A 24238-nucleotide genomic window follows, 5' to 3' on the forward strand; every position below is an offset into this window, starting at 1 on the left:
TACATGTCCAATCAATTGCCGGTCATCAATTTAATGGGGCCAACTGCAAGTGGCAAAACCGCTTTGGCATGTGAACTGTATGAGCAGGGAAAATTCGAGCTGATTTCAGTCGATTCTGCGCTGGTTTATCGGGAAATGGATATTGGAACAGCCAAGCCTTCTAAAGAGGAACTGGCGCGCTATCCGCACCATCTGATCGATATTATCAGTCCGCTTGAAGTCTATTCTGCGGCAAACTTTGTTGAAGATGCTTGCCGGTTAATTGATGATATTCATGCACGTGGTAAAACACCGATATTGGTGGGCGGAACCATGCTGTATTTTAAAGCCTTACTTGAGGGGTTGTCAGATAATCTGCCCAGTGCCGACTATACGATTCGTGCTGAAATTGAAGCCAAAGGCGAGCGAGAAGGTTGGGAGACTGTTTATGCAGAATTAAGTGCCGTAGATCCCGTTGCTGCGGAGAAATTCAAGGTTAGTGACAAGCAGCGTATTATTCGTGCCTTAGAAGTGTTTAAACTGACCGGTGAGCCGATTACAAAACTACAGGCAGAGCAACCTAAAAATTTACCATATCGTTACAGTTTTTATAACTATGCACTTATGCCAGATCGGTTAGAATTACACGGGCGTATTGAACAACGTCTGCAAATGATGTGGAAAAACGGTTTTTTAAATGAAGTTGTTAGTTTGATTGAAAAATACGATTTCAATGAAAATCTACCTTCTATGCGTTCGGTAGGTTACCGTCAAGCTATAGAATTCTTAAAAAATGCTGACAAAACCAAGGAAAAGCAACAGGAAATGGAGGATAAAGCTTTATTTGCGACACGACAACTTGCAAAACGTCAATATACGTGGCTGAGGTCTTTGCAAGAAAAGCATAAATTTACAACATATTTTACGCTACAGCAGGCTCAACAAGACTTGCGAAACTGTCACGGATAAAGCAAAATTTAGGGACTATCTTTTTTATAATTTTTAATTGAAAAATAGAGATAGTTTTTGCGCTGATTTTTAATTTTTTTTTGGAGTTATAACATGTCTAAAGGTCAAACTTTACAAGATCCATTCTTGAATTCTCTCCGTAAGGAACGTATCCCAGTATCTATCTTCCTGGTAAACGGTATTAAATTACAAGGTCATATCGAGTCTTTCGACCAATACGTGGTTTTATTAAAAAATACAGTAAGCCAAATGGTTTATAAGCATGCAATTTCAACTGTAGTGCCTGCACGTAATCCTCGTCCTGCTGGTGCGCCTGCTGGTCCACAAGGTGCTGGCTTTGGCGGTCAAGGTGCTACTGGTGGTTTTGGTGGCGGTCAAGGCGCTGGCTTCGGTGGTCAAGGTGGCTTCGGTGGCGGTCAAGGTGCTGGCTTCGGTGGTCAAGGTGGCTTCGGTGGCGGTCAAGGCGCTGGCTTTGGTGGTCAAGGTGGTGGCTTTGGTGGTCAAGGCGGCTTCGGTGGGGGTCAAGGTGCTGGCTTCGGTGGTCAAGGTGGCTTTGGTGGTCAAGGCGCTGGCTTTGACAACGATACTAAATTTGAAGATACTCAAGACGACGAAAATAATCGTTAATCGAGTCTGAAAATTAAAAAAACCTCTCATCGAGAGGTTTTTTTATGCCTGTAAGTTTTGCATGGATAAAAATTAAAAAGCCAGCAATCTAGCGCTGGCTTTTTAAAATGGATCTGGGCTTAACGATTACGTTTAGGATCCAGTTGTGGATCTTTGATTTCTACATAGGCATTGCTACGTGTTTCACGTAACCAGCTGTCCAGCTCGGCATCAAACTGACGTTCACCAAGTAATTGACGGGCCATACGTTCTTGATATTCCTCTGTCATATCCTGTTGACGTGTTTCGCTGACTTGCAGGATATGCCAGCCAAACTGGGATTGAAACGGTTTACTGAACTGCCCCACTGGGGTGCTTTTCATTTGCTGTTCAAACTCAGGCACCATTACCCCAGGGCTTACCCAGCCAAGACTGCCACCATCACGTGCTGAACCGGTATCATTGGAGAAGGTTGAAGCTAAAACAGTAAAATCTTCGCCTTGTTGCAGGCGGCTATATAAACTGTCAATCATCTGTTTGGCATTTTCCGGACTGACTACTTCAGAGGGTTGAATCAGGATGTGACGGGTCAAGTATTGAGGAACCAGGGCTTTTTGTTCGCCACCTTTACGTTCTAGTAGCTTGAGTACATGTACCCCATCAGCAACCGGAATGAGTTCAGAGGTTTGACCTGGCTGTAGGGTCGTGACACGTGCAGCCAGTTCTGCCGGAATTTCTGACAGGCTTCTCACGCCCATGTCAGCAGCTTCGACTTTAATGCCGCCAGTGCTGTATTTTTTGCTGATCGCCTGAATATCATTGCTGGTATTCAGCTCTTGCTTTACCTGTGTAGCAATCTGTTCCGCATTTTCGCCGCTTACACGTAAATGCAGCACATGTACCTGGCTGCCGAGTAAAGCCTGACCTTGCGGGGTATTTAGGAAGTTTTTAACATCCTGGTCTGTGATTTGAATCCGTGAAGTCACGACTTGTTGACGTAAACGATTCAGCGCTAAATCTTCCGCAATACGGTTGCGTAAAGAAGCATAGGTATTGGGCGCCATGGCATCCAGTTTTTGCTGGAAAGCTTCCAGACTGGTTGAGCCCGAATCACGGGCAACTTTCAGTACTGCGTCATTCAGGGATTTTTCATCGGGACGAATATTGTAGCGTTTAACTTGTTCAAGTTGTGCCTGACGAATAATGAGCTGCTCTAAGGCTTGTTGCTCAAGAAATTGTTGGGGTGGAACTGTCTGATTTTGCTTTTGCAGCTGATGAGAAATCTCGGCCACACCTTGAGCCAGATCACTACGCAGAATGATACTATTGTCGACCACAGCTACAACTTCATCTTTAGGTTGGGCAACAGCAAACGTCGTCATCGCTGAAGAAAGGCATAGCGCAAGTGCAGTCGCTTTAAAAATTTGTTTTAACTGTTTTGTCTTCATTAACGTTCTGTCCAAGTTTGATTGATATTGTTAAAACCTAGAATGCGATTTTCTAGTAATGAGGTGAGTTTGCTGCTTAACCCACCTAAGCCTTTCAGGCTGACCTCGGCCATAATGGCGCGTTTGGCTTTGACGTTTGAATCATTAACGTCGTCTAAGTCATTGTAATATGAACGACCATATACAGAAACTCCCCAACAGCATGACTCATAGTTGACCCCAAGTAAATATTCTCGTGCGACACTATTGTCGAGGTCAAACTGCGCATGTCCTACCAGACGCCAGTTGTTGGCAAGCGGCTGAATAAAGGAGCCGACGATATGATCATAACGGTCTTGACGGTTCGGAATGTCTTTACGATAGAAATAGCCGACGTTGTATAGATTGCCCTGATCGCCAGTATAATAAACCTGCACATCACGCTGCGCATTTTGACCATTCGACATCCAGCTGGAGTTTAAATTGACATGGACATTATTCGATAGCTGACTGGTGAGCTGAATGACAGGCCCTGTATGGCTTTCACGGTCATATTTGTCTGCATCCTGTTCCAGTGTGACACGGCGATCTTCAAAGAAGAAACTTTGACCGACACTCGCACGTAGGCGTTCCAGACCTTCTTCATTAAACAGGCTATAACTCAGGCCTAAAGAGGCAAAGTTGTTGTCTTCCAGGCGGTCGTTGCCATAGAAGCGACGTGCACTGAAAAGCTGATCATAATTAATCGAAGCGACGACTGAGTCAAAGTTAGGTTGATTCTGCTGGTTTTCATAAGGTGAATAGGCATAGAACAGACGAGGCGTTAAGGTCTGTAAATAGGTGCCTTCTTTTTCGAAAATTAAGCCGGTGTCCAGCGTGAATTGTGGCACCACAATGGACTGGCTTTCACTAGAACCACCACGGTCTCGGGTTTTCTCATCATAGAAGGTATTGATGTTGCGTACAGATGCTTCCGGAATAAAAAACGACCACGGGTTATAGTGATTATAACGCACCGAAAAGTCGTTATAGATGCGGGTGCCACTTGGTTGATAAATCTTGTCATCATTTTGAGGGATATCAGCAAAATTTCTCAGGTCCTTCTGGAAATAAGCAGTATCGTTATTAAACTCAAGCTGTAATCCGAGTGGATTGCCAGTTTTATAATTGACTAAAAGCTGCGGCAAACGTGCATAAGGACGATCTTCATCCAGTACAGTGGGATCGAGTGTCTGGAAATCTTCGACTTTGAATTGTGCCTTTAAGCCGGGAATACCATTTTTATAATTGACTTCCCAGGCGCGGCGCAGGTTCAAGTCAGTTTTTGAGTTCGGGTTATTGTCCAGGTCGGCAAAGTAATCTTTGTCTGAGGCGTAATTATATTCCAGATTGGTCGAGAACTGATCGTTGATCTGCCAATTATGCAAGTAATGTAAGCTTTTACGATCCTCATTATCATAACTTTCATCCGAAGGTAGATAGCCACCCCAGATACGACCTTCACCATAATTTTCTGTCAGATAACGGAACTCGCCATCTAGCATGGCACCACGATCACCAATATAGCGCGGAGTGAGGGTAGCATCATACTGTGGGGCCAAATTCAGATAAACAGGAACACCGAGTTCAAGTCCGCCATCATTGGTAAAACCAAAAGTTGGCGTCAGAATGCCGGTAGTACGGCGGTCATCAATCGGGAAGTTGAAATAAGGGATTGCCAATACCGGAACGTCTTTGACATACAGTTTGGTATTGCGGGTTTCACCACGTCCGGTTTCCTGATTCAGCTTGATCTTTTCTGCCTGTATTTTCCAGGTCGGCTTTTGCTCAGGCGGGCAGGTAGAGTAAGTGGCATTTTCCAGTTCTATGGTATCAGTCGATGTTTTGGCAATCTTTTCTGCACGACCGTGGGCATGTTGCTGCTCTGCAATATAGAAACTGTTGTTTAAATCGCCCTGTTGGGTTTTTAAATTATAATTAATATCATCACTTTGTGAGATCAGACCGCCTTGTGCTAACTGTACCTGACCTGCTGCTTTGGCATAGGTCTGGGTCTGATCAATGGTCACTCGTTCGGCACGGATTTGACGACCTTGCTGATCAATAACCACATTGCCTTCCAGATAGGAGTCGCCTGCCGGATTGTAATGTCCATAATCGGCGGTAATGGTTGAGGTGGCTTGGTCTGGCGCAATAGTCGCTGCATCTGGGGCGATCGGGGTAACCCAGGCACCTTCACAATAAGCCGAACTTAAATACTGTCCCTGGCGTTGCTGCGCTTCAGCCGAGGATTTATCGACATAGTATTGTGAAAAGAAGGCTTCACCTGGATAGGTCTCATTAATGCGCTGTTTGAGTTGTTCTGCATTTACATCGGATGAGACAGTTGATGCAGCATAGCTTGAGGCTGAGCTGCCACATAAAAGGGTTAAGATCGCAGTCGCTAGAGGGTTGATTTTAAAGTGATGCTTCATTTGTCTCATTAACCAATCATGCTTTTATCGCAATTAATTATTGTCGCATCATAGAGAAAAAGTTGATAAGTAGCTACACTTAGCACTTTAAAAACTCAGCCTGTATTAGAATTAATTGCAAATGAATACACAACGCGAACAATTGATACAATCTTGGATTGCCTCTGTACTCGGTTCAGATCAATTTGAAACTCATTTTTTAGCAGGTGATGCCAGCTTCCGTCGTTATGCACGAATCAAACTGAATAATAAAACATTTATGCTGATGGATGCACCACCAGAAAAAGAAGATTGTGTGCCTTTTGTGACGATTGATGAATTTTTTGATGCGCATGGCGTGCGTGTTCCGCATATTGTCGCCAAAGATCTGGAAAATGGTTTTTTGCTGCTCGAAGATTTTGGCGATGTCCTGCTTTCCAATCTGCTGAATGAAGAGACGGTGGATGCTTATTATGAGCAAAGCTTTAAGCAGCTGATTCAACTGCAATCAATTGCTGGAGAAGGACATTTTCCGGAATACTCTTATGAAAAACTGATCTCGGAAATGCAGCTGCTGACTGACTGGATGTTGCCAGCCTTAAAGATCCAGCCGACTGAATCAGAAAGTGCCTTGATCAAACGTAGCTTTGCGATTCTGGCCAATGCAGCGCTGGCGCAGCCACAAGTGATTGTGCATCGTGATTTTCATAGCCGTAATCTGATGAAAATTGACAATGAAACCGAACTCGGTGTGATTGATTTTCAGGATGCGGTGATTGGTGCGGATACCTACGATCTGATCTCGATTACCCGTGATGCTTATGTGCAATGGAATGCTGATCGTGTCTATCGCTGGTTTGAAGCCTTTTATAATTTATTGCCAGCCTCAGCCAAAGAAGACCGTGATTTTGAGCAGTTCAAGAAAGATGCCGATATGATGGCGATTCAACGTCATATCAAAATTCTGGGTATTTTTGTGCGTCTGTTTGAACGTGATGGTAAGTCCGGTTATTTAAAAGATTTACCACGGGTGATGTGGTATTTATTAGAAGAATCTAAACCTTATCCAGAATTGCAGCCTTTTATGCAGTTTATGCATGAAAAAGTGATGCCGGCTTTTGAAGCAAAATATGGTTCATATGAGGTGGCTGCCTAAATGAAAGCGATGATTTTAGCCGCAGGCCTCGGTAATCGTATGCGGCCTTTAACGCTGCATACCCCAAAGCCTTTGCTTGAAGTCGGTGGCAAGCCGCTGATTGTCTGGCATATCGAGAAACTGGCTGCGATTGGCGTCACTGAAATCGTGATCAATACTGCATGGCTCGGTGAAAAACTGGCACAAGCCCTGGGTGATGGCTCACAGTTTGGTGTCAAGATTCTGTGGTCACATGAAGGTGAAGGTCTGGAAACGGCAGGCGGGATCATTCATGCCTTGCCGCTTTTGGGTAATCAGCCTTTTATCCTATTAAATGGTGATGTCTGGACCACAATGGATTTTGCACCTTTATTAGATGTTGATCTGAACGATAATTTGGCACATCTGGTCTTGGTCGAAAATCCGCAGCAACATCCAGAGGGTGATTTCACCCTTGCAGAAGGGAAGGCTTATACCTTTGATCGGCAGGTCGAGGGTGAAAACCTGACTTTTAGCGGTGTATCCGTCATCAGTCCAAAAATATTTGAAGGCTTAGAGGCTGGAAAGCGTCCTTTGGCACCTTTATTGAAGGCAGCGATGCTGAATCATCAAGTGGTTGCCTCTAAACTGGCAGGTATTTGGGTAGATGTCGGCACGCCTGAACGTTTAACGGCACTAGATTTGGCAATCCGTGAAGCTAAGTCTGTTTAAGTGAATATTCACTAAGCACTGCCTACTATGACAAGATATAGAAAACGGTATACTTCCACCTAACTTTTTCGAGCGTAGATTGTTTATGCACATGTTTTTTCAAGAACTAAAGCAGGGTAGCCAAGCTTTGGGTTTAGAGTTATCTCAAGAAGCTTTGAATTTATTACTCAAGTATCAGGACGCTTTGGTGCTGTGGAACAAAGCATATAATTTAACTGCAATCCGTGATCCGAAAGAAATGCTGGTCAAGCATCTGCTGGACAGTCTCAGCATTCTAAAAGATCTGCCAGCGGGCCGTCTGCTCGATATCGGTACGGGTGGCGGTATGCCGGGCATGATCATTGCTTTATGTCAGCCCGAGCGTGAATGTGTATTACTCGATTCAAACGGTAAAAAAATTCGTTTCCTGAAGCAGTTTATTGCCGATCTGAAACTTAAAAATGTCATTGCGGTGCAAACGCGTGTAGAAAATGAAGACAGCATTAACGAGCTGGGTCAATTTGATGTGATTACCAGTCGTGCGTTTGCATCTCTGACTGACTTTGTGGATGCCTCTAAACCGTATATGCATGAACAGACCATTATTGCCTCAATGAAAGGCTTAATTCCTGAAGATGAAGTCACTGCTTTAAAAAATGAATTTAGTTGTGAGATTATTGAACTTAAAGTTCCGCGCTTAGACGAACAGCGTCATTTACTGCTATTAAAACGTATTTAAGAATTTTAAAGGGATTGGGGGCAACATGGCACAAATTATTGCGATTGCAAACCAAAAAGGTGGTGTTGGTAAAACCACAACCGCAGTAAATTTGGCGGCATCTTTAGCTGTGTTAAAAAAGCGCGTTTTGCTGGTCGATATGGATTCGCAAGGCAATGCAACCATGGGGTCGGGCATTCAAAAGAATGACTTGCTCTATTCGGTCACCGATGTATTGCTGGGTGAAGTGCCGATTGAAACGGCGATCGCCAAGGCAGAGGTCGGTTATAAGGTTCTGGGTGCCAACCGTGATCTGGCTGGGGTTGAGCTGGCAATTGCAGATCAAGAAGGACGTGAATTCATCCTGCGTGATGCATTGCAAGAAGTCGAAAAGTCATTTGATTATATTATTGTTGATTGTGCGCCAAGTCTGAGCCTGATTACAGTGAATGCTTTGGCAGCGGTTGATGGTGTGCTGATTCCGATGCAGTGTGAATATTATGCACTGGAAGGTCTGGCTGATTTGACCCAGACCATCGATCGGATTCAGCAAGCATTGAATCCAGACCTGCAAATAGTCGGTGTATTACGTACCATGTATGATGCGCGTAATGCCTTGACCCGTGATGTCTCTGAAGAATTAGAACAATATTTCGGTAAAAAACTGTATGACACCGTGATTCCACGCAATATTCGTCTGGCTGAAGCACCAGCACACGGTTTGCCGGTGATTTATTTTGAAAAAAGCTCAAAGGGTGCAGTTGCTTACTTAAATCTGGCAGCTGAAGTATTAAAGAAAAGCAAAGTGAAAAAAGGAAGTAAAGCATGACCGTCAAGAAACGTGGACTCGCTAAAGGTCGTGGCTTGGATGCCTTGCTAGGCTCAATTCAAAAAGAAAAATTACAGATGGAAGCCCAAGGTCTTGATCATGGTCAGCTCAAACAGATTGATGTGAACCTGCTCAAGCGCGGTGAATACCAGCCGCGCCGTTATATCAACGAGCAAGACTTGCAAGAGCTGGCGGCATCGATTGAAAAACACGGCATTATGCAGCCGATTGTGATTCGTCCGGTCGATGACGAACGCTATCCTTATGAAATTATTGCCGGTGAACGTCGTTGGCGTGCAGCGCAGTTGGCAGGTCTGACTGAAATTCCTGCGATTGTGCGCGAACTTCAGGATCAGGTCGCGATTGCATTGGCTCTGATTGAAAACATCCAACGTCAGGATCTGAATCCGATTGATCAGGCCATGGCTCTGCAACGTTTCCATGAGGAATTTGGTCTAAGCCATCAGGAAATTGCAGACACAGTCGGCAAGGCACGTACTACGGTCAGTAATTTACTTCGCCTGCTCAGTCTGGCTGAAGAAGTGAAAGACTTTATGCAGCAAGGCCTGCTGGATATGGGGCATGCGCGTGCGATTCTAACGCTGAAGGCAAAAGACCAGCTCAAAGTCGCTGATATCGTGATTGAAAAAAGCTTGTCTGTTCGTCAAACCGAGCAGTTAGTCCGTGATTTTAATGCACCTAAACAAGAAAAAGTAAAACAAGCGCTTGCACCGGATATTCAGCAATTGACCCAGCGCCTTTCAGAGCGTTTCAGTGCTGATGTGAAAATTGACTATAACAAACAAGGTAAAGGAAAATTAGTCATTAGTTATCATTCTTTAGAAGAGCTGGATGGCATTCTTTCTATTTTAGAAGATGAATAATTTATATATTTTTTTTATTGGGGAATAAATTAGATGTGGGAATTGGTTAAAGCGGGTGGCTGGCTCATGCTGCCACTGGTCTTGTGTTCTATCTTTATGTTGGCGATTTCGATCGAGCGCCTGATTCGCCTGAAGAGGAAAGCGGTACTTCCGTCTACACTTCTGATGAGTCCAGTGCAAAATGCATCACAAGTCATGCAAAAAATTCAACAAAGTACAGAATTGAAGCACAGTACTTTAGGCCGGGTATTTGCAGCAGGCTATGCCAGCAAGCCGCAGGGCGAACAGTATGCCCGTGCACAAATGGAAGTGATGGCATCGCAGGAAATTGGTTATCTGGAAAAGAATATTAACTTTCTGGGAACCTTAAGTGCTGTGGCGCCATTGCTGGGTTTGTTGGGGACTGTGCTTGGGATTATCGAATCTTTTCTGATGATCGATGTGGGGACTGGGAGTGATCCGGTATTGATGATGCCAGGTATTTCCAAAGCCTTGATTACCACAGCAGCCGGGATGCTGATTGCGATTCCGGCACTTTTTGCCCATCGTTACTTCCAGCGACTGGTTCAGGAATATGTGGCCGAGCTTGAACAGCAGGCGACCTTGTTTCATGCGGATCTTTTTTATCGCAATATTGCAGATATAGACCAAGATATGCAAAAAGCCAGCTAGGAGGCGGATGATGAAATTCAAACGCAACCAAGTAGAAGATGTGCATATTAATCTGACCCCTATGATTGATTGTTTGCTGTTTATTCTGGTCTTTTTACTGTTATCGACAACATTTAGCCAAATGAGCCGTATGAACTTGACCTTACCAGATGCGCAGGGTGTTCCGCCTAAAAGTTATGATCAGAAAGTTGAAGTGATTGTAGATGCCAATGGTCATTATGCAGTCAATGGTCAATCCTTGGCCAGTAAAGAAGTCGCAGATTTAAATACTGCAATTAAACAGATTTCTAATGAACGCCGTGATTTAATGTTCGTCATTGCCGCTGACGCGAAAGCCAGCCATCAGGACGTGATTCGCGTTATGGATGTGGCCGGGCAGCTCGGCTTTGTCAATATTAATATCAGTACCAAAGTACCCACCCGAGGTTATTAGTGAAGCACGATTTTAAGGTCTATCTTCGCCTTTTAAGTTATTTAAAACCCTTTTGGGGCATCGGATTGCTTGTCCTGCTCGGTTTTTCTATTAATGCGGCTACAGAAGTCTCTGTGGCTAAATTACTGGAATATATCATTGAGGCCATTCAAGACAAAGACCAGAGTTTCACTTCACTTTTCCCATTTTTAGTGGTTGTCCTGATGTTCTTTCGTGGGCTGGGATTATTCATGGGGGGTTATTTTACTGCGGTGATTTCCCGTAATCTGGTGTTCAATATCCGTCAGGAAGTTTTTGCAAAACTGCTGCGTTTACCGTCTCAGTATTATCTGGACAATACCAGCGGGCATATTACTGCCAAGATCATGTATAACGTGGAACAACTGACCGCTGCCTCAACAGAAGCGTTAAGAACCCTGTTGCAACAAGGTTTGATTACGATTGCGCTATTAGGCTATCTGCTATATAGCAACTGGCGTCTGACCATGTGTATCCTGATTTTTGCACCCGTTATTGGCTTTGTGATCAGTAAGGCGGCTAGACGGATGCGTAAACTGTCACAGCAAGTGCAAGACACCATGGGGGATGTCAACCATGTGGTTCAGGAAACGGTCAATGCCAACCTGATCGTCAAGGGTTTTGGCGGCCAAAGTTATGAGCAGGAACGCTTTAAACAGAACTCGCTGGAAAACTTGCGTCGTGGCTTGAAAATGGTCGCTGTGCAACAGTTGAATAGCCCTGTGGTTCAGCTGATCATGTCTATTTCACTCAGTATTGTCATGTTTATTGCCTTGCGTCCACAGATCCTTGGCGATACCTCTGCCGGTGAATTTGTGGCTTATATTACGGCTGCGGGCATGTTGGCAAGACCGATCAAAGCTTTAACAGATATCAATGAAAAAATTCAACGGGGTATGGCCGCAGCGCATTCGGTATTTGAATTGCTGGACATGCCCGAAGAAAAAAATACCGGGACTTTAAGCGATAGCTTAAAAGGTAATATTCAGTTTAAAGATGTCAACCTGTTTTATGATGATGGTCATCATGCCATTCGTGATTTTAATTTAGAGGTAAAAGCTGGTGAAACGGTTGCTCTGGTTGGGCGTTCCGGTGCCGGTAAAAGCTCACTGGTGAACCTGCTGGTACGTTATCAGGATACAAGTTCAGGTCAACTTCTACTGGATCAGAAACCGATTGAAGACTTTGAGCTGACTGCCTTGCGTACCCAGATTGCGATGGTGAATCAGCAAGTGGTGCTGTTTAATCGGACTGTGCGGGAAAATATTGCCTATGGTCAGCTCGAAGGTGCGACTGATGAAGATATTATTGCAGCAGCAAAAGCCGCTTATGCACATGATTTTATTATGGCTCTGCCAAAAGGTTATGATACCCAACTGGGTGCTCAAGGTTTAAATCTGTCTGGTGGTCAGCGTCAGCGCATCGCGATTGCACGTGCGATTTTGAAAAATGCCTCTATTCTGATTCTGGATGAAGCAACCAGTGCCCTGGATAATGAATCCGAATACTTTATTCAGCGTGCCTTTGATCAGGCCATGCAAGATCGTACAACCATTGTGATTGCACACCGTTTATCGACGATTGAAAATGCGGATCGTATTGTGGTCATGGATCAGGGGTGTATTGTCGAGCAAGGGACTCATGCAGAACTGATTGCATTGCATGGGGCTTATTATCAGCTGCATCAACGTAATTTTGAGGAACAATAAGTTATGGCATTGGCGCAAATCATTCAGGATGCTTGGAATGCACAGGCAAAGTGGCTGGTGGTGCTGCGTCCTTTGTCATGCTTGTATCGTTTAGGTTTTGTCAGCAATCGCTGGCTGTACCAGAAAGGGATCAAGACAAGCTATAGTGCTCCGGTTCCGGTCATGGTGATTGGCAATATCACTGTCGGTGGTAGTGGTAAAACCCCTTTGCTGATTCATCTGGTTGATTATTTAACTCAACAAGGTGTAAAAGTTGGGGTGATTAGCCGTGGTTATGGCGGCAAAGGTCCATTTCCGGCTTATGTGGATTTTAATACCTTGCCTGAGGTCGTCGGTGATGAGCCTGCCTTGATTGTACAGGCGACGGGCGTGCCGATGGCCGTAGGGCCAAACCGGCAAAAAAGTATTGAACTGTTACTGCAAAGACATCAGTTGGATCTGATTATTTGTGATGATGGTTTGCAGCACTGGGCTTTAAATCGTCAGATTGAATGGATTGTACTGGACAATAATCGCGGTCTGGGCAACCAAAAACTGCTTCCGGAAGGCTATCTGCGTGAACCGGTGACACGCTTGGAAACAGGAACGGTAATTGAACATTCGGCAAGTCCAAGTTCTGAGCTGTATATGCATCTGGCTGCATCACAGCCTTATCTACTCAATCAAGACAACAATAAAATCTTCGATTCTCAGTCGGCTTTTTATGCCGTGGTGGGAATCGGTTTTCCGCAACGCTTTTATCAGACCCTGAAAAATCTGGGCATAGAACAATTCCAGTGTCATGAATTTCCCGATCATCATGATTATGACATTGAGGATCTACAGTTTGATGATGCCAATCCGATCATTACCACGGAAAAAGACGCAGTCAAGATTATGGCATTACTGAAACAATATCCCGATTTTAAGCAGGATATCTGGGTGGTGCCAGTCGATGCAGTATTATCGCCAGCCTGCTATACGGTCTTGCAGCAACAGTTACAACAATACGGTATTCAAATTTCTTAAGGCTTATTCAGTATGAAACACATTGTTATTCCTGCACGTTTTGCCAGTTCACGTTTGCCGGGTAAACCCTTGCTGGACATTCATGGTCGTCCCATGATTCTGCGTGTGGTGGATCAAGCCAAAAAAGTACAAGGTTTTGATGATTTGTGTGTGGCGACCGATGATCAGCGTATTGCTGAGGTTTGTCGTGCCGAAGGTGTTGATGTGGTGATGACTTCGGTGGATCATCCTTCTGGGACAGACCGCCTCAGTGAAGTAGCGCGGATCAAAGGCTGGGACAGTCACGATATTATTGTCAATGTGCAGGGTGATGAGCCTTTATTGCCGGCACAACTGGTGAAACAGGTGGCACAACTTCTAGAAGATCAACCGGATTCTTCGATGTCGACGCTATGTGAGCCGATTCATCAACTAGACGAATTTAAGCGTGACAGCATTGTTAAAGTGGTGATGTCCAAACATAATCAAGCTTTGTATTTTAGCCGTGCCACCATTCCTTATGACCGTGATGGCGCGAAACTGGCTGAAGCAAAACTGCATAATCAGGCCTATCGTCATTTAGGTTTATATGCTTACCGTGTAAAACTGCTTCAAGAATATGTCACTTGGGAGATGGGGGGTCTGGAAAAACTGGAATCCCTAGAGCAATTGCGGGTACTGGAAAATGGTCACCGTATTGCGATTGCCGTGGCTGAAGCCAATTTGCCACCGGGTGTGGATACTCAAGAAGATCTGGATCGATTGAATCAAATGGATCTTTCTCATTTTGCTTAAGAAGAGTTGAATACATGCCTTTTGATGTCAATGCACAGATTTATCCATGGCAGCAACAGGTTTGGGAAACGCTGACCGGACGTTTTCCCAAGCTTGGGCATGGTTTATTGTTTTATGGCAAACAAGGCTGTGGCAAGGAGGCATTTAGCCAGCAGTTTCTGGCTTGGGTCTTGTGTCTGAATCGGCAGTCTTCTGGTGCATGTGGCGAATGTGGCAGTTGCCAATGGCTCAAGGCTGATACGCATCCCAATTATGTGCATATCAGCACTGACGAAGACAATAAAAAACAGAATGCCAAAATCAAGATTGAAAAGATTCGTGATCTGTTGCCTTTTGTGCAGCAGACCGTCGATGGCTGGCGAGTGATTGTAATTGAACCTGCGGAAGCCTTAAATATCTCCTCTGCCAATGCATTATTGAAAACGCTAGAAGAACCCGGTGACAATACGGTCATTATTTTGCTGGCAGATCATTATTTAAAATTGCCTGCAACGATACGGAGTCGCTTGCAGCATTTTGCCTTAGACCGGATTTCTGCAGAACAATTTAGTGATTATGTTCAGGCACAGTTGCCGGATGCAGGTTCTAGCCAGCAACAGTTATTGATGAACCTGTCCAATCAGATGCCCTTGCAAGCACTCGAGGTTGCACAAAGTGCCTGGCTGCCACTGCGTCAGGAATTCCTGCAAGACTGGCAAAAACTGGTGATGCAAAAAAATATGCCGCTTGCAATTGCGACCAAATGGAACAAAAGCCTGAGCTTTGGTGAATTTGCTCCCATGTTTGAATACTTGTTGTCCGATTTAATTTGTGTCAAGCTCAATCAAACGGTGAAAAACATTGATCTTGAGTTTAATGTGCTTGCCGAACAATATTCATTAGCAGCACTTTTTAAAATTTATGAAGATTTTCAGCGTTCCAAGCAATATCTCGAGCAGAATGTTCAAAGCAATCTGGTGATCGATGAGCTGTTTATCAAGCTGATGAATCTTTAATTAAGGGGAAATCACATGCAACCACGTATGGGCGGTATTATTCAGGCCAATATTCCTGATATTGAAACACTGTTTGCCAGCTATATGCCTTATGTATGGGGTGGTGGACTGTTTATTCCGTCCAAGCAGCCGGTCAAGCTGGGTGAAGAAGTTTTTGTATTGACCACTTTGCCTGAACAGACCCAGAAAATTCCTTTAACCGGTAAAGTGATCTGGGTCTCGCAAAAGCAGAATGGCATCAAGCCACAAGGCTTTGGCATCCAGTTAAGCGGTGAAAAGGGTGTTTATTTCAAAAATGAAGCAGATCGTCTGGTTGCAGGTCTTAAATCTGAAGGGCGTAAAAGTTACACTATGTAGTTCATTTAGCTGTGGTAGGAACGCATTGTGTTTGTAGATACCCATTGTCATTTAACGATGCTGGATTTAACGCCGTATAACGGTGATCTGGATCAGGCACTCGCACAGGCCCGTGAAGCGGGTGTATCCAGATTCATGAGTATCTCGGTCGATCTGGATGATCATATCGCGCTGGCGAAAATTGCCGCGCGTCACCCGGATGTCGGTTATACCGTCGGGGTACATCCTTGCGAAGATGCTGCAACTATGGCGCGTGCCACGACTGAATATCTGGTCGAGCTGGCACAACCAGAAAAAGTCTGGGCGCTCGGTGAAACCGGTCTGGATTATTATCACAGTACAGATTTTGTCGAAGAACAAAAAGCCTGCTTTGCCCGTCATATCCATGCTTCGCAAATCACTAAGAAACCGGTGGTGGTACATACCCGTGCTGCCAAGCATGATACCGTGGATATTATCCGTGCGGAAAAATCCACGCATGGCATCTTGCATTGCTTTACTGAAGATTGGGAAACTGCCAAAGCGGTTTTAGACTGCGGTTATTATGTCTCATTTTCCGGGATTATCTCGTTTAAAAATGCCCAGGATCTGCGTGATGTGGCCAAACAGGTTCCGCTGGATCGTGTACTGATTGAAACCGATAGTCCTTATCTTGCGCCGATGCCATATCGTGGTAAATCTAACGAACCTAAATACGTTCCTTATGTAGCCAAAGCGCTTTGTGATGTATATGATAAGTCGCTAGAAGAAATGGCTTCTATCACAAAGCAGAACTTTGAAAATCTTCTAAATTTAAAGTAAATAAAGTTATATAAAGTACAAGAGAGTTTATAGGGTGAAGATGGATCGTCAGGCTCAGTTTCGAGCAAGAGAAACCTTGATTTTTCAAGTCGCAGAGCAGCTCCTGCTGGAAAATGGTGAAGCAGGAATGACGCTAGATGCGCTTGCTGCTGAACTTGATCTGGCCAAAGGGACACTCTATAAACATTTTCAGAGTAAAGATGAACTGTATATGTTGCTGATTATCCGTAATGAGCGCATGTTGCTGGAAATGATTCAGGATAGTGATAAAGCTTTTCCTGAACATCTGGCCTTCTTTATGTTGCACCATTTACATCATCCGGAACGTACGGTGCTGTTCCATCAGATTGAAGAACGTCTGTCGACGACTGGCGTGGGAATTCAGCATCTATTCAGTGAACTGTATCAGGTACGCAAACAGCGTTTACGCCTGATCATCCGCATGACGGAAAGTTATCTGGTTTCAATTCATAGCCGCATGTCGGTGCGTGACTATCTGGCGTCGATCTGGTCACTGACCCATGGCGCCGCTGCAATTCTCAATTCCAGTTTTTATCAGCGTTATCTGGGTTCACGCGATACCTTGCGCGTGGCCTATATCGATCAAGCACTGGCTTTGCCAAAGCAGGTGCATTCTGCCGAGCAGTTTGCCTAAGGTTAGAGCTTAGTATGATCAGATCATCTCACAGCGCAGTTCGTGGCTTTACCCTCATCGAATTGATGGTGGTGATTGTGATTATGGGAATCATGGCCTCACTGGTATTGCTGAATACCAGTGGTGTCGATCAGCGTAAGGCCATGCAGGCACGCGAGATTTTGTTATTAGACTTGCAGCGGGTCATGCGTGAGGCGAATGACCAGTCCAGAATACTGGCGCTTGATATGCAACCCGCGACCGATGTCTCGCCATTTCGTTATGGGATTGTAGAATATCGTTCAGCAGCGCAGACTGAACAGAACCTGCAAAATGAAAAATGGCAGAGTTATACAGAATTTAAATTACGTAAGCTGCCGGATCATGTGTCTTTTCGGATTCAGGGGCTAGAACAACAGCGTTATGCCCGTGCGCAAAATCGTGATCTGACGCAGGTGAATTCTCCTCAATTGATCTGGCTGGGGAATGGTGAGGTCAAGCCGGTACGGATTCAGTTCTTTTTAGAAGATCGCGAAGTCGGCTCTGCGATTGAGGTGGATCATCTGGGTAAAATCAATGAAATCTAGATCTTTCAAGCAGAATACTGGATTTGGTGCGATCATAAAGCTTAAGTCTGGTATTGATCGACTTCATCGTGTGTACTCCAAACAGAGTTCGTCATCTTGCGCTCGGACGAAACGTTGTTTCGTTTATCCTCGCTCAGGTTTTACCTTATTGGAAGTTATGGTGGCCTTGGCAATTTTCGCCACCGCAGCCATGACGCTGACCAAAGTCGCGATGCAATATACCCAGTCAACCTCGAATGCCATTCTGCGCACCAAAGCACAGTTTGTTGCCCTGAACGAAGTGGCTCAAATGGAAATCAATCAGCAATGGATGGATGGTACGGCCTCCAAACAGCTGACCCAGCAAGGCGAAACCTGGCAAATTGACAAGCGCAGTGAACCGACGATCAGTCCCAATGTGCAACGTATTGAACTACAGGTCAGTCTGGTCAATCAGGAGACTGGTCAAGTTGCATCCGGGATCAGCAGCTTGATGTTCTTTAATCATCGCATGAACAATACGCCATGAAGCCTAAAGGATTTACCCTGGTCGAATTATTGGTTGCCATTGCAATCTTTGCGGTACTGTCTGCTTTGGGCTGGAAAGTTTTTGATTATATTGTCAAAACCAAAGATCAAAATGCAGTACATGAACAGCGTTTAGGTCAGTTACAGCAAACCTATCAGCAAATTTTACGGGATACGGTACAGGCAGTCCCTTTAACGGCCAATATCAATGGTGATATTCAACCGGCTCTGGTTTTGCAAAATGGCCGTTTTAATTTTAGTAAAACTGGCGTGACTGATCCTCTGGAGGAGGGTATTTCGCCAGATGAACGCATTGAATATCAGTATCGGGCCGATGAACAAAAACTGTATCGACTGAAATATCGCAACCTGAATCAGACCGGTCGTGATCAACCTGAATCCAGTATTTTATTATCGGACGTTGAGCAATTTCAGGTTGTGGTGCTGAATCCAAATGAACTCACACAGTGGCCTGATTCTTCTATGGATTTAAATCAGCGAGAGCAGAAACAGCGCTTGCCCAAAGGCATTAAAATCAATTTAACCGTGAATGGCGTCAGCTATGAGTGGCTGTTTAGTTTATTAAATACGGACTTTTTGCTTGATAATCAGAATACAGGTCAACCCGGCTAAGAATCATAAAAAATGAAAATGAATAAACAGAGGCTGAAGCAGCAGCAGGGCATTGCACTGATTACCATTCTGGTGATGGTGGCATTGGCGACTATTCTGGCAGCCACGATTGCCCAGCGTCAGGCTGCAACTGCTGAAAGTACCGCCTATCTGATGCGGCAAAATCAGTCGCTGATGTATGCCAAAAGTGCCGAAGCCTTTTTTTCTGAATTACTGGTGGATGATGCTGAAAATGCCGCAGAGGTTGATCATCTACAGGAAACCTGGGCGCAGCCGATGCCGGCTTTTCCGGTCGATGACGGCTATGTTTCCGGAATCATCCAGGATGAATCGGGCAAGTTTAATTTAAATAGCCTGATCACTGCTGAAGATAGCGTCAATGAAAATGCCAAAGCATGGTTCGAGCTGATTTTAAAACGTGCAGGTTTGCCAGCGCAGCTCAGTGAAGCCGTAATTGACTGGCAGGATGAAAACGAGCTGGTGAGTGGAGGTATGGGTGCCGAATCTAATTATTATCAAGGCTTACCGAATGCCGCTTTACCACCGAATGCAAAATTTCATAGCGTAGAGGAATTAAAGCTGGTACGTGGTTTTGAAGAAAATAAGTACAAACTGATAGCACCTTATCTGAGTGCTGCACCGATGCAGGAAAGTCCGGTCAATATTAATACAGCATCTGCTTTTCTTTTAGCCAGTATGGATGAAAAACTGGATGTGAATGCGGTACAGCAATTGCTGGATCAGCGACAGGCCAATTTGGAACACTTTTCTAATGTGTCTGAGTTATGGTCACTCGAACCGTTTGCGCAAGTCGATGCTGCCAAGCGTAATCTGTTTAATAGCCTGCTCGGAGTGCAATCCAATTATTTTAAAGCTCAGATCGAAGTGGTCTTGAGTGAACGCAAGCGCCAGTTCAGTAGTGATCTGGTTCGTCAGGACAAACAGGTATATGTGGCTTATCGCAGTATGGAACCCTTTTAGTCAGGGCTTATTCAGTTATACCGTTAGTCTAAATCTGAACAGCAGCTTGATCCCTTTTCCCTATCAGGCTGAACAGCAAAATTAATCCTCAAAGCTGTAGTTTTGCTTTATAATCAAAATCAATTCACCTATTTTTTGACGACATTACGGCATATGTTAATTCGTAAGTTATTTAAGTTTGAGAATGCTCATATTGTGCGTAACTGCACGTCAGATCGCTGTAAGCGTTCAATCCATGGCCATAGTTATAAAGTCGAGCTACTGTTAAAAGCCTCGAAGTTAGATCATGGGCAAATGGTCTATGACTTTGGTCTGCTTAAAGGTGTGATTAAGGATTTCTTTGATTCTTTCGATCATGCGATCTGTTTCTGGCAAAATGACGACCCGGAATATATTCAGGCTTGCAAAACTTTCAGTGCGCGGTGGGTGTCGTTACCGGTATCACCATCGGCAGAGCAGTTTTCACGTATCTTTTTCTTTCTGGCGCAACAAGTGCTGGCATCGACCGTGACTCAAAATGGCGAAGGTGATGTCGAAGTCTATTCTGTGATTATGCATGAAACCGATACCGGTTATGCACAAAGCTTTTTAGAAGATATTCAAAATGAACAGATGGGCATTCTGAGTCTGGATCAAATTGAGTTTTCTGAACAGGTGCAAGCTGAATGGACCGATCCGGACATGTTGAACAAGCTGAAACAGGGCACAGCATTTCATAACCCGACTGTAGATTTACAGGTACAGATTTAAAGTCTGCGTGACTTGAAATCCATTGACATAGATTTAGGATTGAAGAATGTCTTTAAATGAACAGCAACTGGCCAAACTGAATAAGGTTCAGTTGGATGAAAGCTGGAAATATGGATTGAGTGAGTTTTTACTCAGTCCGAAAATGGACGAATTAAAAGCTTTTCTGGTTGAAGAAAAAAAAGCAGATAAAACAATTTATCCTCCCAATCATCTGATTTTTAATGCCTTGAATACCACGCCGCTCGATCGGGTTAAAGTAGTCATTTTAGGGCAAGATCCTTATCATGGCCCGAATCAGGCGCATGGATTAAGCTTTTCGGTGCAAAAAGGGGTTGCATTGCCGCCATCTTTGCGTAATATTTTCCACGAGTTACATGCGGATGTCGGGGTTGAACGACCAAAGCATGGTGACTTGACGCATTGGGCGGAGCAGGGTGTGCTTCTGTTAAATGCAGTACTGACCGTAGAAGCAGGTCAGCCGACTTCGCATCAAAAGCGCGGTTGGGAAGAATTCACCGATCACGTCATTGATGTTTTAAATGAGCAGCGTGAACATATTGTCTTTATTCTTTGGGGCGCATACGCACAGCGTAAAGGACAGCGCATCAATCAGGACAAGCATCTTGTGTTAAAGGCCGCACATCCATCGCCTTTGGCCGCAAACCGTGGTGGTTTTTTTGGTTGTAAAGTATTTTCAAAATCGAATAACTATCTCAAACAACATGGCATTGAGCCTATAGATTGGCAGCTGGACGCATGACATATTCTCCCCTTAATAAAACTTATCATCCGGATTTGATCGTTGAAGAAGCGCATAATGGCTGGCGTATCGTTCGTTTAAATCGTCCAAAGTCTTTGCATGCTCTGGATGAATCGATTGCTTCTGCACTTTTGGAAGTATTTCAGGATTTTCATACGGATGACAGCGTAAAAGCGATCTGGTTAGATTCAACCACACCGAAAGCATTCTGTGCCGGCGGCGATGTGCGTAAATTACGTCAACTGGTCATTAACGATGAAGTGGCGGCTGCCAATAAGTTTTTTGAACAGGAATATGCGCTGGATCTGTTATTGCATAATTATGCCAAACCGGTTTTGGTCTGGGGTGAAGGTTATGTGATGGGTGGGGGCCTTGGTCTGTTTATGGCGGCACCTTTCCGTTTAGTGACGCCGTATTCGCGTTTGGCGATGCCTGAAATCAATATCGGTTTATATCCCGATGTGGGTGCAACTCGCTTCCTGGCCGATCGGGGCGCGATTGGTTTATTTACCGGCTTGACCGGTTCAATCATGACCGCTGCAGGTGCTTATGGGATTGGCTGGGCAACACATATTTGTGATGCACAGCGTGATTCAGTTTTAGATAAAGTGATTAATATTGACTGGGATCATTATCCTGCCGGTGACTTCCGTGCCATTGATGACACTTTAAATAGTATGCATCGTCCGGTAGGGCCAGGACCACTGCAAAACTCTCTGGATGTGATTCATAGTGTTTGTCGTGGTGTCAACTTCGAGCATGATTATGAATCGATTATCGGTCTGAGTGATGCGCGCAGTGACTGGTTGCGTCAAGCCAGTGAAAATCTGCAAAAAGGTTCACCAACTACAGCTGCATTGACCTGGTTGCTCTGGCAATGGGGTAAACAGGTACATTCCTGGAATGAAATTTTTGAACTGGAAACCCAGATTTCTGACTGGAAAATCCGTCATCATGATTTCGTTGAGGGGGTACGCGCGCGTCTGGTGGATAAAGACCTTTCTCCTGCATGGAAAAAGGGTGCAGATATGAGCTTAAAAGGTATTTTGTCTGCAAACCCTCCGGTGACCAATATTGAAAGCTGGAATGCCTTGTTAAAACAGTATGGTGTGATTTAAGTCTTACATGTCCGAAACACAATTGAGTCATGAATACTGGATGCAGCTTGCCTATGCGCAGGCTGCACTTGCTGCCGCACAGGGCGAAATTCCGGTGGGTGCGATTATTGTTAGTCAGAATCAGATCATTGGTCAGGGCTTTAATGCGCCGATTTCCTTAAATGATCCGACCGCGCATGCCGAGATTGTGGCGCTGCGTGATGCCTGTCAAAATATCCAGAATTATCGACTACCTGACGATGCAGTGCTGTATGTAACCCTTGAGCCGTGCACCATGTGTGTTGGTGCTTTGGTACATTCACGGGTTTCACGGGTAGTATTTGGCGCATTTGAAGCGAAAGCGGGTTCACTGGTCAGTGCACGTCAATTATTTGAAACGGGCTATTATAATCATGTATTTTCCTTTGAAGCAGGCTGCATGCAGCAGCAATGCTCCGAACAGCTTAGTGCATTTTTCAAGTTGCGTCGTGAGCAGAAGCGGCAACTCAGGTTACAAGAAAAATTATTAAATACGCAGAAATAAATCTACTTTATCGCTAAAATTCCTTAGTTTCGAATCTATAATTTCAGGAAAAATAATGCATAGCATTCAAGTAAAAAAAGAATTTCCGGCATCGATTGATGAAGTCTTTGATTTAATGTCTAAGCATGCCACCTATAATATTGCCTTTGCGCCGATGCAGGTTGAACGAATCAAGGATTCTGCAGATGCTGAACATCCGGATGGACTAGGTTCGGTGCGTGCTATGGGGGTGGGGCCGCTCAAGCCGCTGAAAGAACAGATTACATTGTTTGAGCCGAATGCTCGTATTGAATATCAGATTATTAAAAATCCATTGATCAAGCATCATCTGGGGATTATCGAATTTGAAGCGCTGGCCGATGATAAAACCCTGGTCACCTATACGATTGAATTACAGGCGCGTGCGCCTTTTGTGAGTAAATTAATTCTTGCACAGTTACAGGCAGCGATTAAACTAGGCCTGACGAAACTCGCAAAATCTGTTTAAACAACAACGGGAAAGCAATGACAGTTCAAATTATTACCATTGATGGTCCAAGTGGGTCTGGCAAAGGCACGTTGGCAGCAAAACTGGCTGCACATTATCAGTTTCACTTATTGGATTCTGGCGCGCTCTACCGACTTTTGGGTTTGTCATTGCATCACCATGATTTACTGGATTTAATGGATATTAAGTTGCCAGAATGCGTACAAATCGCAACAAATCTGGATATCCAGTTTGTCAGTAGCGAAACCGGGGTGCAGGTGTACTTGGATGGCGAAGATGTTTCCCAGACCATTCGAACTGAACGCGTCGGAGAATTTGCTTCAAAAGTTGCTGCAATTCCTGAGCTTAGAATGGCAATGGTTTCACGTCAACATGCTTTTGCACAGGCACCTGGTCTGGTGGCAGATGGCCGCGATATGGCCACAAGTATCTTCCCGCAAGCTCAGGCTAAAATATATTTGACTGCATCGGCTGAATCGCGCGCGCAAAGACGTGTAAAGCAGTTGCAGGGTATGGGGCTGGATGTTAAAATAAACGATATTTTAGCTAATATCATCGCGCGTGATAAACGAGATATGGAACGCACTGTCGCTCCACTCAAGCCTGCCGACGATGCTTACATTATCGATAGTTCAAATTTGAACATTGATGAGGTATTCCAGTTGATGACCACTTATGTGGACCAGCAGTTAGCCAATTAACCTGATTTTATCAGCAAACGCATAGCTTGATCAGTTTTATATGGACTATGTAGATGCTTAATTAAACCGGCCTTGTCTGATCCAAGACCGCTGACTTTAT

The 24238-nt window shown here is 44.6% G+C and carries 28 protein-coding genes; 26 read left to right on the forward strand and 2 right to left on the reverse strand.

The window, feature by feature from the left end:
- Positions 1 to 3 precede the first annotated feature (3 nt).
- Together miaA and hfq are read left to right on the forward strand one after the other, a co-directional pair.
- A complete protein-coding gene (gene miaA / locus FTU90_RS08320) occupies positions 4 to 948 on the forward strand; it encodes a tRNA (adenosine(37)-N6)-dimethylallyltransferase MiaA (RefSeq protein WP_005097348.1) in 945 nt (314 codons plus the stop codon).
- Positions 949 to 1041: 93 nt separating this feature from the next.
- Positions 1042 to 1575, forward strand: a complete 534-nt coding sequence (gene hfq, locus FTU90_RS08325) for an RNA chaperone Hfq (protein WP_074383259.1) — start codon at positions 1042 to 1044, stop codon at positions 1573 to 1575.
- 119 nt (positions 1576 to 1694) lie between these two features.
- On the opposite strand, the gene FTU90_RS08330 is transcribed toward hfq, so the two are convergent.
- Both FTU90_RS08330 and FTU90_RS08335 read right to left on the reverse strand, forming a co-directional pair.
- Complete coding sequence (locus FTU90_RS08330; protein WP_180001292.1) at positions 1695 to 3002, reverse strand: peptidylprolyl isomerase; 1308 nt, start codon at positions 3000 to 3002, stop codon at positions 1695 to 1697.
- Positions 3002 to 5455 carry an LPS-assembly protein LptD gene (locus tag FTU90_RS08335; protein ID WP_180072306.1) on the reverse strand — a complete coding sequence of 818 codons (2454 nt, stop codon included), beginning with the start codon at positions 5453 to 5455 and terminating at the stop codon, positions 3002 to 3004. The genes FTU90_RS08330 and FTU90_RS08335 overlap by 1 nt, the downstream gene beginning before the upstream one ends.
- A 121-nt stretch (positions 5456 to 5576) precedes the next feature.
- Here FTU90_RS08335 and FTU90_RS08340 point away from each other — a divergent pair, with 121 nt between their 5' ends.
- The 24 genes from FTU90_RS08340 to cmk all read left to right on the forward strand — a co-directional run bounded on the left by FTU90_RS08340 (position 5577) and on the right by cmk (position 24138).
- Positions 5577 to 6590 (forward strand): aminoglycoside phosphotransferase family protein, encoded by a 1014-nt coding sequence (locus FTU90_RS08340; protein ID WP_005170371.1) that lies wholly within the window; start codon positions 5577 to 5579, stop codon positions 6588 to 6590.
- Positions 6591 to 7280, forward strand: coding sequence for an N-acetylmuramate alpha-1-phosphate uridylyltransferase MurU (gene murU, locus FTU90_RS08345; RefSeq protein WP_180072308.1), 690 nt, complete (start codon positions 6591 to 6593; stop codon positions 7278 to 7280).
- Positions 7281 to 7365: 85 nt separating this feature from the next.
- Complete coding sequence (gene rsmG, locus FTU90_RS08350) at positions 7366 to 7998, forward strand: 16S rRNA (guanine(527)-N(7))-methyltransferase RsmG (protein WP_180072310.1); 633 nt, start codon at positions 7366 to 7368, stop codon at positions 7996 to 7998.
- A gap of 25 nt (positions 7999 to 8023) precedes the next feature.
- Positions 8024 to 8806: a ParA family protein gene (locus FTU90_RS08355; RefSeq protein ID WP_005170377.1), complete on the forward strand. Its 783-nt coding sequence runs from the start codon at positions 8024 to 8026 to the stop codon at positions 8804 to 8806.
- Complete coding sequence (locus tag FTU90_RS08360; protein ID WP_005097335.1) at positions 8803 to 9690, forward strand: ParB/RepB/Spo0J family partition protein; 888 nt, start codon at positions 8803 to 8805, stop codon at positions 9688 to 9690. The genes FTU90_RS08355 and FTU90_RS08360 overlap by 4 nt, the downstream gene beginning before the upstream one ends.
- Before the next feature lie 33 nt (positions 9691 to 9723).
- Positions 9724 to 10362, forward strand: coding sequence for a MotA/TolQ/ExbB proton channel family protein (locus tag FTU90_RS08365; RefSeq protein ID WP_005097334.1), 639 nt, complete (start codon positions 9724 to 9726; stop codon positions 10360 to 10362).
- 10 nt (positions 10363 to 10372) lie between these two features.
- On the forward strand, positions 10373 to 10795 hold the full coding sequence (locus tag FTU90_RS08370; RefSeq protein ID WP_004278885.1) for a biopolymer transporter ExbD: 423 nt from the start codon (positions 10373 to 10375) through the stop codon (positions 10793 to 10795).
- On the forward strand, positions 10795 to 12522 hold the full coding sequence (msbA, locus tag FTU90_RS08375; RefSeq protein ID WP_159138335.1) for a lipid A export permease/ATP-binding protein MsbA: 1728 nt from the start codon (positions 10795 to 10797) through the stop codon (positions 12520 to 12522). The genes FTU90_RS08370 and msbA overlap by 1 nt, the downstream gene beginning before the upstream one ends.
- Positions 12523 to 12525: 3 nt before the next feature.
- Positions 12526 to 13530: a tetraacyldisaccharide 4'-kinase gene (gene lpxK, locus FTU90_RS08380; protein ID WP_180049101.1), complete on the forward strand. Its 1005-nt coding sequence runs from the start codon at positions 12526 to 12528 to the stop codon at positions 13528 to 13530.
- A 12-nt stretch (positions 13531 to 13542) separates the two neighbouring features.
- Positions 13543 to 14304 (forward strand): 3-deoxy-manno-octulosonate cytidylyltransferase, encoded by a 762-nt coding sequence (gene kdsB, locus FTU90_RS08385; RefSeq protein WP_180040967.1) that lies wholly within the window; start codon positions 13543 to 13545, stop codon positions 14302 to 14304.
- A gap of 14 nt (positions 14305 to 14318) precedes the next feature.
- Positions 14319 to 15299, forward strand: coding sequence for a DNA polymerase III subunit delta' C-terminal domain-containing protein (locus FTU90_RS08390; protein ID WP_100358126.1), 981 nt, complete (start codon positions 14319 to 14321; stop codon positions 15297 to 15299).
- Between the two features lie 15 nt (positions 15300 to 15314).
- Complete coding sequence (locus tag FTU90_RS08395; RefSeq protein WP_005170399.1) at positions 15315 to 15656, forward strand: PilZ domain-containing protein; 342 nt, start codon at positions 15315 to 15317, stop codon at positions 15654 to 15656.
- Positions 15657 to 15683: 27 nt separating this feature from the next.
- Positions 15684 to 16457: a TatD family hydrolase gene (locus FTU90_RS08400; protein WP_100535277.1), complete on the forward strand. Its 774-nt coding sequence runs from the start codon at positions 15684 to 15686 to the stop codon at positions 16455 to 16457.
- Between the two features lie 40 nt (positions 16458 to 16497).
- Complete coding sequence (locus FTU90_RS08405; protein WP_004645466.1) at positions 16498 to 17112, forward strand: TetR/AcrR family transcriptional regulator; 615 nt, start codon at positions 16498 to 16500, stop codon at positions 17110 to 17112.
- Between the two features lie 14 nt (positions 17113 to 17126).
- Positions 17127 to 17678 (forward strand): type II secretion system protein, encoded by a 552-nt coding sequence (locus FTU90_RS08410; RefSeq protein WP_100329620.1) that lies wholly within the window; start codon positions 17127 to 17129, stop codon positions 17676 to 17678.
- On the forward strand, positions 17668 to 18186 hold the full coding sequence (gene gspI / locus FTU90_RS08415; protein WP_257222400.1) for a type II secretion system minor pseudopilin GspI: 519 nt from the start codon (positions 17668 to 17670) through the stop codon (positions 18184 to 18186). The genes FTU90_RS08410 and gspI overlap by 11 nt, the downstream gene beginning before the upstream one ends.
- Positions 18183 to 18818, forward strand: coding sequence for a type II secretion system minor pseudopilin GspJ (gene gspJ, locus FTU90_RS08420; RefSeq protein WP_180072312.1), 636 nt, complete (start codon positions 18183 to 18185; stop codon positions 18816 to 18818). The genes gspI and gspJ overlap by 4 nt, the downstream gene beginning before the upstream one ends.
- A 12-nt stretch (positions 18819 to 18830) precedes the next feature.
- Positions 18831 to 19799: a type II secretion system minor pseudopilin GspK gene (gene gspK / locus FTU90_RS08425; RefSeq protein WP_005097322.1), complete on the forward strand. Its 969-nt coding sequence runs from the start codon at positions 18831 to 18833 to the stop codon at positions 19797 to 19799.
- A gap of 153 nt (positions 19800 to 19952) precedes the next feature.
- Positions 19953 to 20549: a 6-carboxytetrahydropterin synthase gene (locus FTU90_RS08430; RefSeq protein ID WP_005097321.1), complete on the forward strand. Its 597-nt coding sequence runs from the start codon at positions 19953 to 19955 to the stop codon at positions 20547 to 20549.
- A gap of 46 nt (positions 20550 to 20595) precedes the next feature.
- On the forward strand, positions 20596 to 21309 hold the full coding sequence (gene ung / locus FTU90_RS08435) for a uracil-DNA glycosylase (RefSeq protein ID WP_005097319.1): 714 nt from the start codon (positions 20596 to 20598) through the stop codon (positions 21307 to 21309).
- Positions 21306 to 22427, forward strand: a complete 1122-nt coding sequence (locus FTU90_RS08440; protein WP_005097318.1) for an enoyl-CoA hydratase/isomerase family protein — start codon at positions 21306 to 21308, stop codon at positions 22425 to 22427. The genes ung and FTU90_RS08440 overlap by 4 nt, the downstream gene beginning before the upstream one ends.
- Positions 22428 to 22434: 7 nt before the next feature.
- Positions 22435 to 22950: a tRNA adenosine(34) deaminase TadA gene (tadA, locus tag FTU90_RS08445; protein ID WP_100358124.1), complete on the forward strand. Its 516-nt coding sequence runs from the start codon at positions 22435 to 22437 to the stop codon at positions 22948 to 22950.
- 55 nt (positions 22951 to 23005) lie between these two features.
- Positions 23006 to 23437, forward strand: a complete 432-nt coding sequence (locus FTU90_RS08450; RefSeq protein ID WP_005097315.1) for an SRPBCC family protein — start codon at positions 23006 to 23008, stop codon at positions 23435 to 23437.
- A 17-nt stretch (positions 23438 to 23454) separates the two neighbouring features.
- Entirely contained in the window at positions 23455 to 24138 is a 684-nt protein-coding gene (gene cmk, locus FTU90_RS08455) for a (d)CMP kinase (protein ID WP_005170422.1), read from the forward strand.
- Positions 24139 to 24238 lie beyond the last annotated feature (100 nt).

This window comes from Acinetobacter sp. YH12200 (genome assembly GCF_013418175.1).
Classification (GTDB): Bacteria; Pseudomonadota; Gammaproteobacteria; order Pseudomonadales; family Moraxellaceae; genus Acinetobacter; species Acinetobacter pseudolwoffii.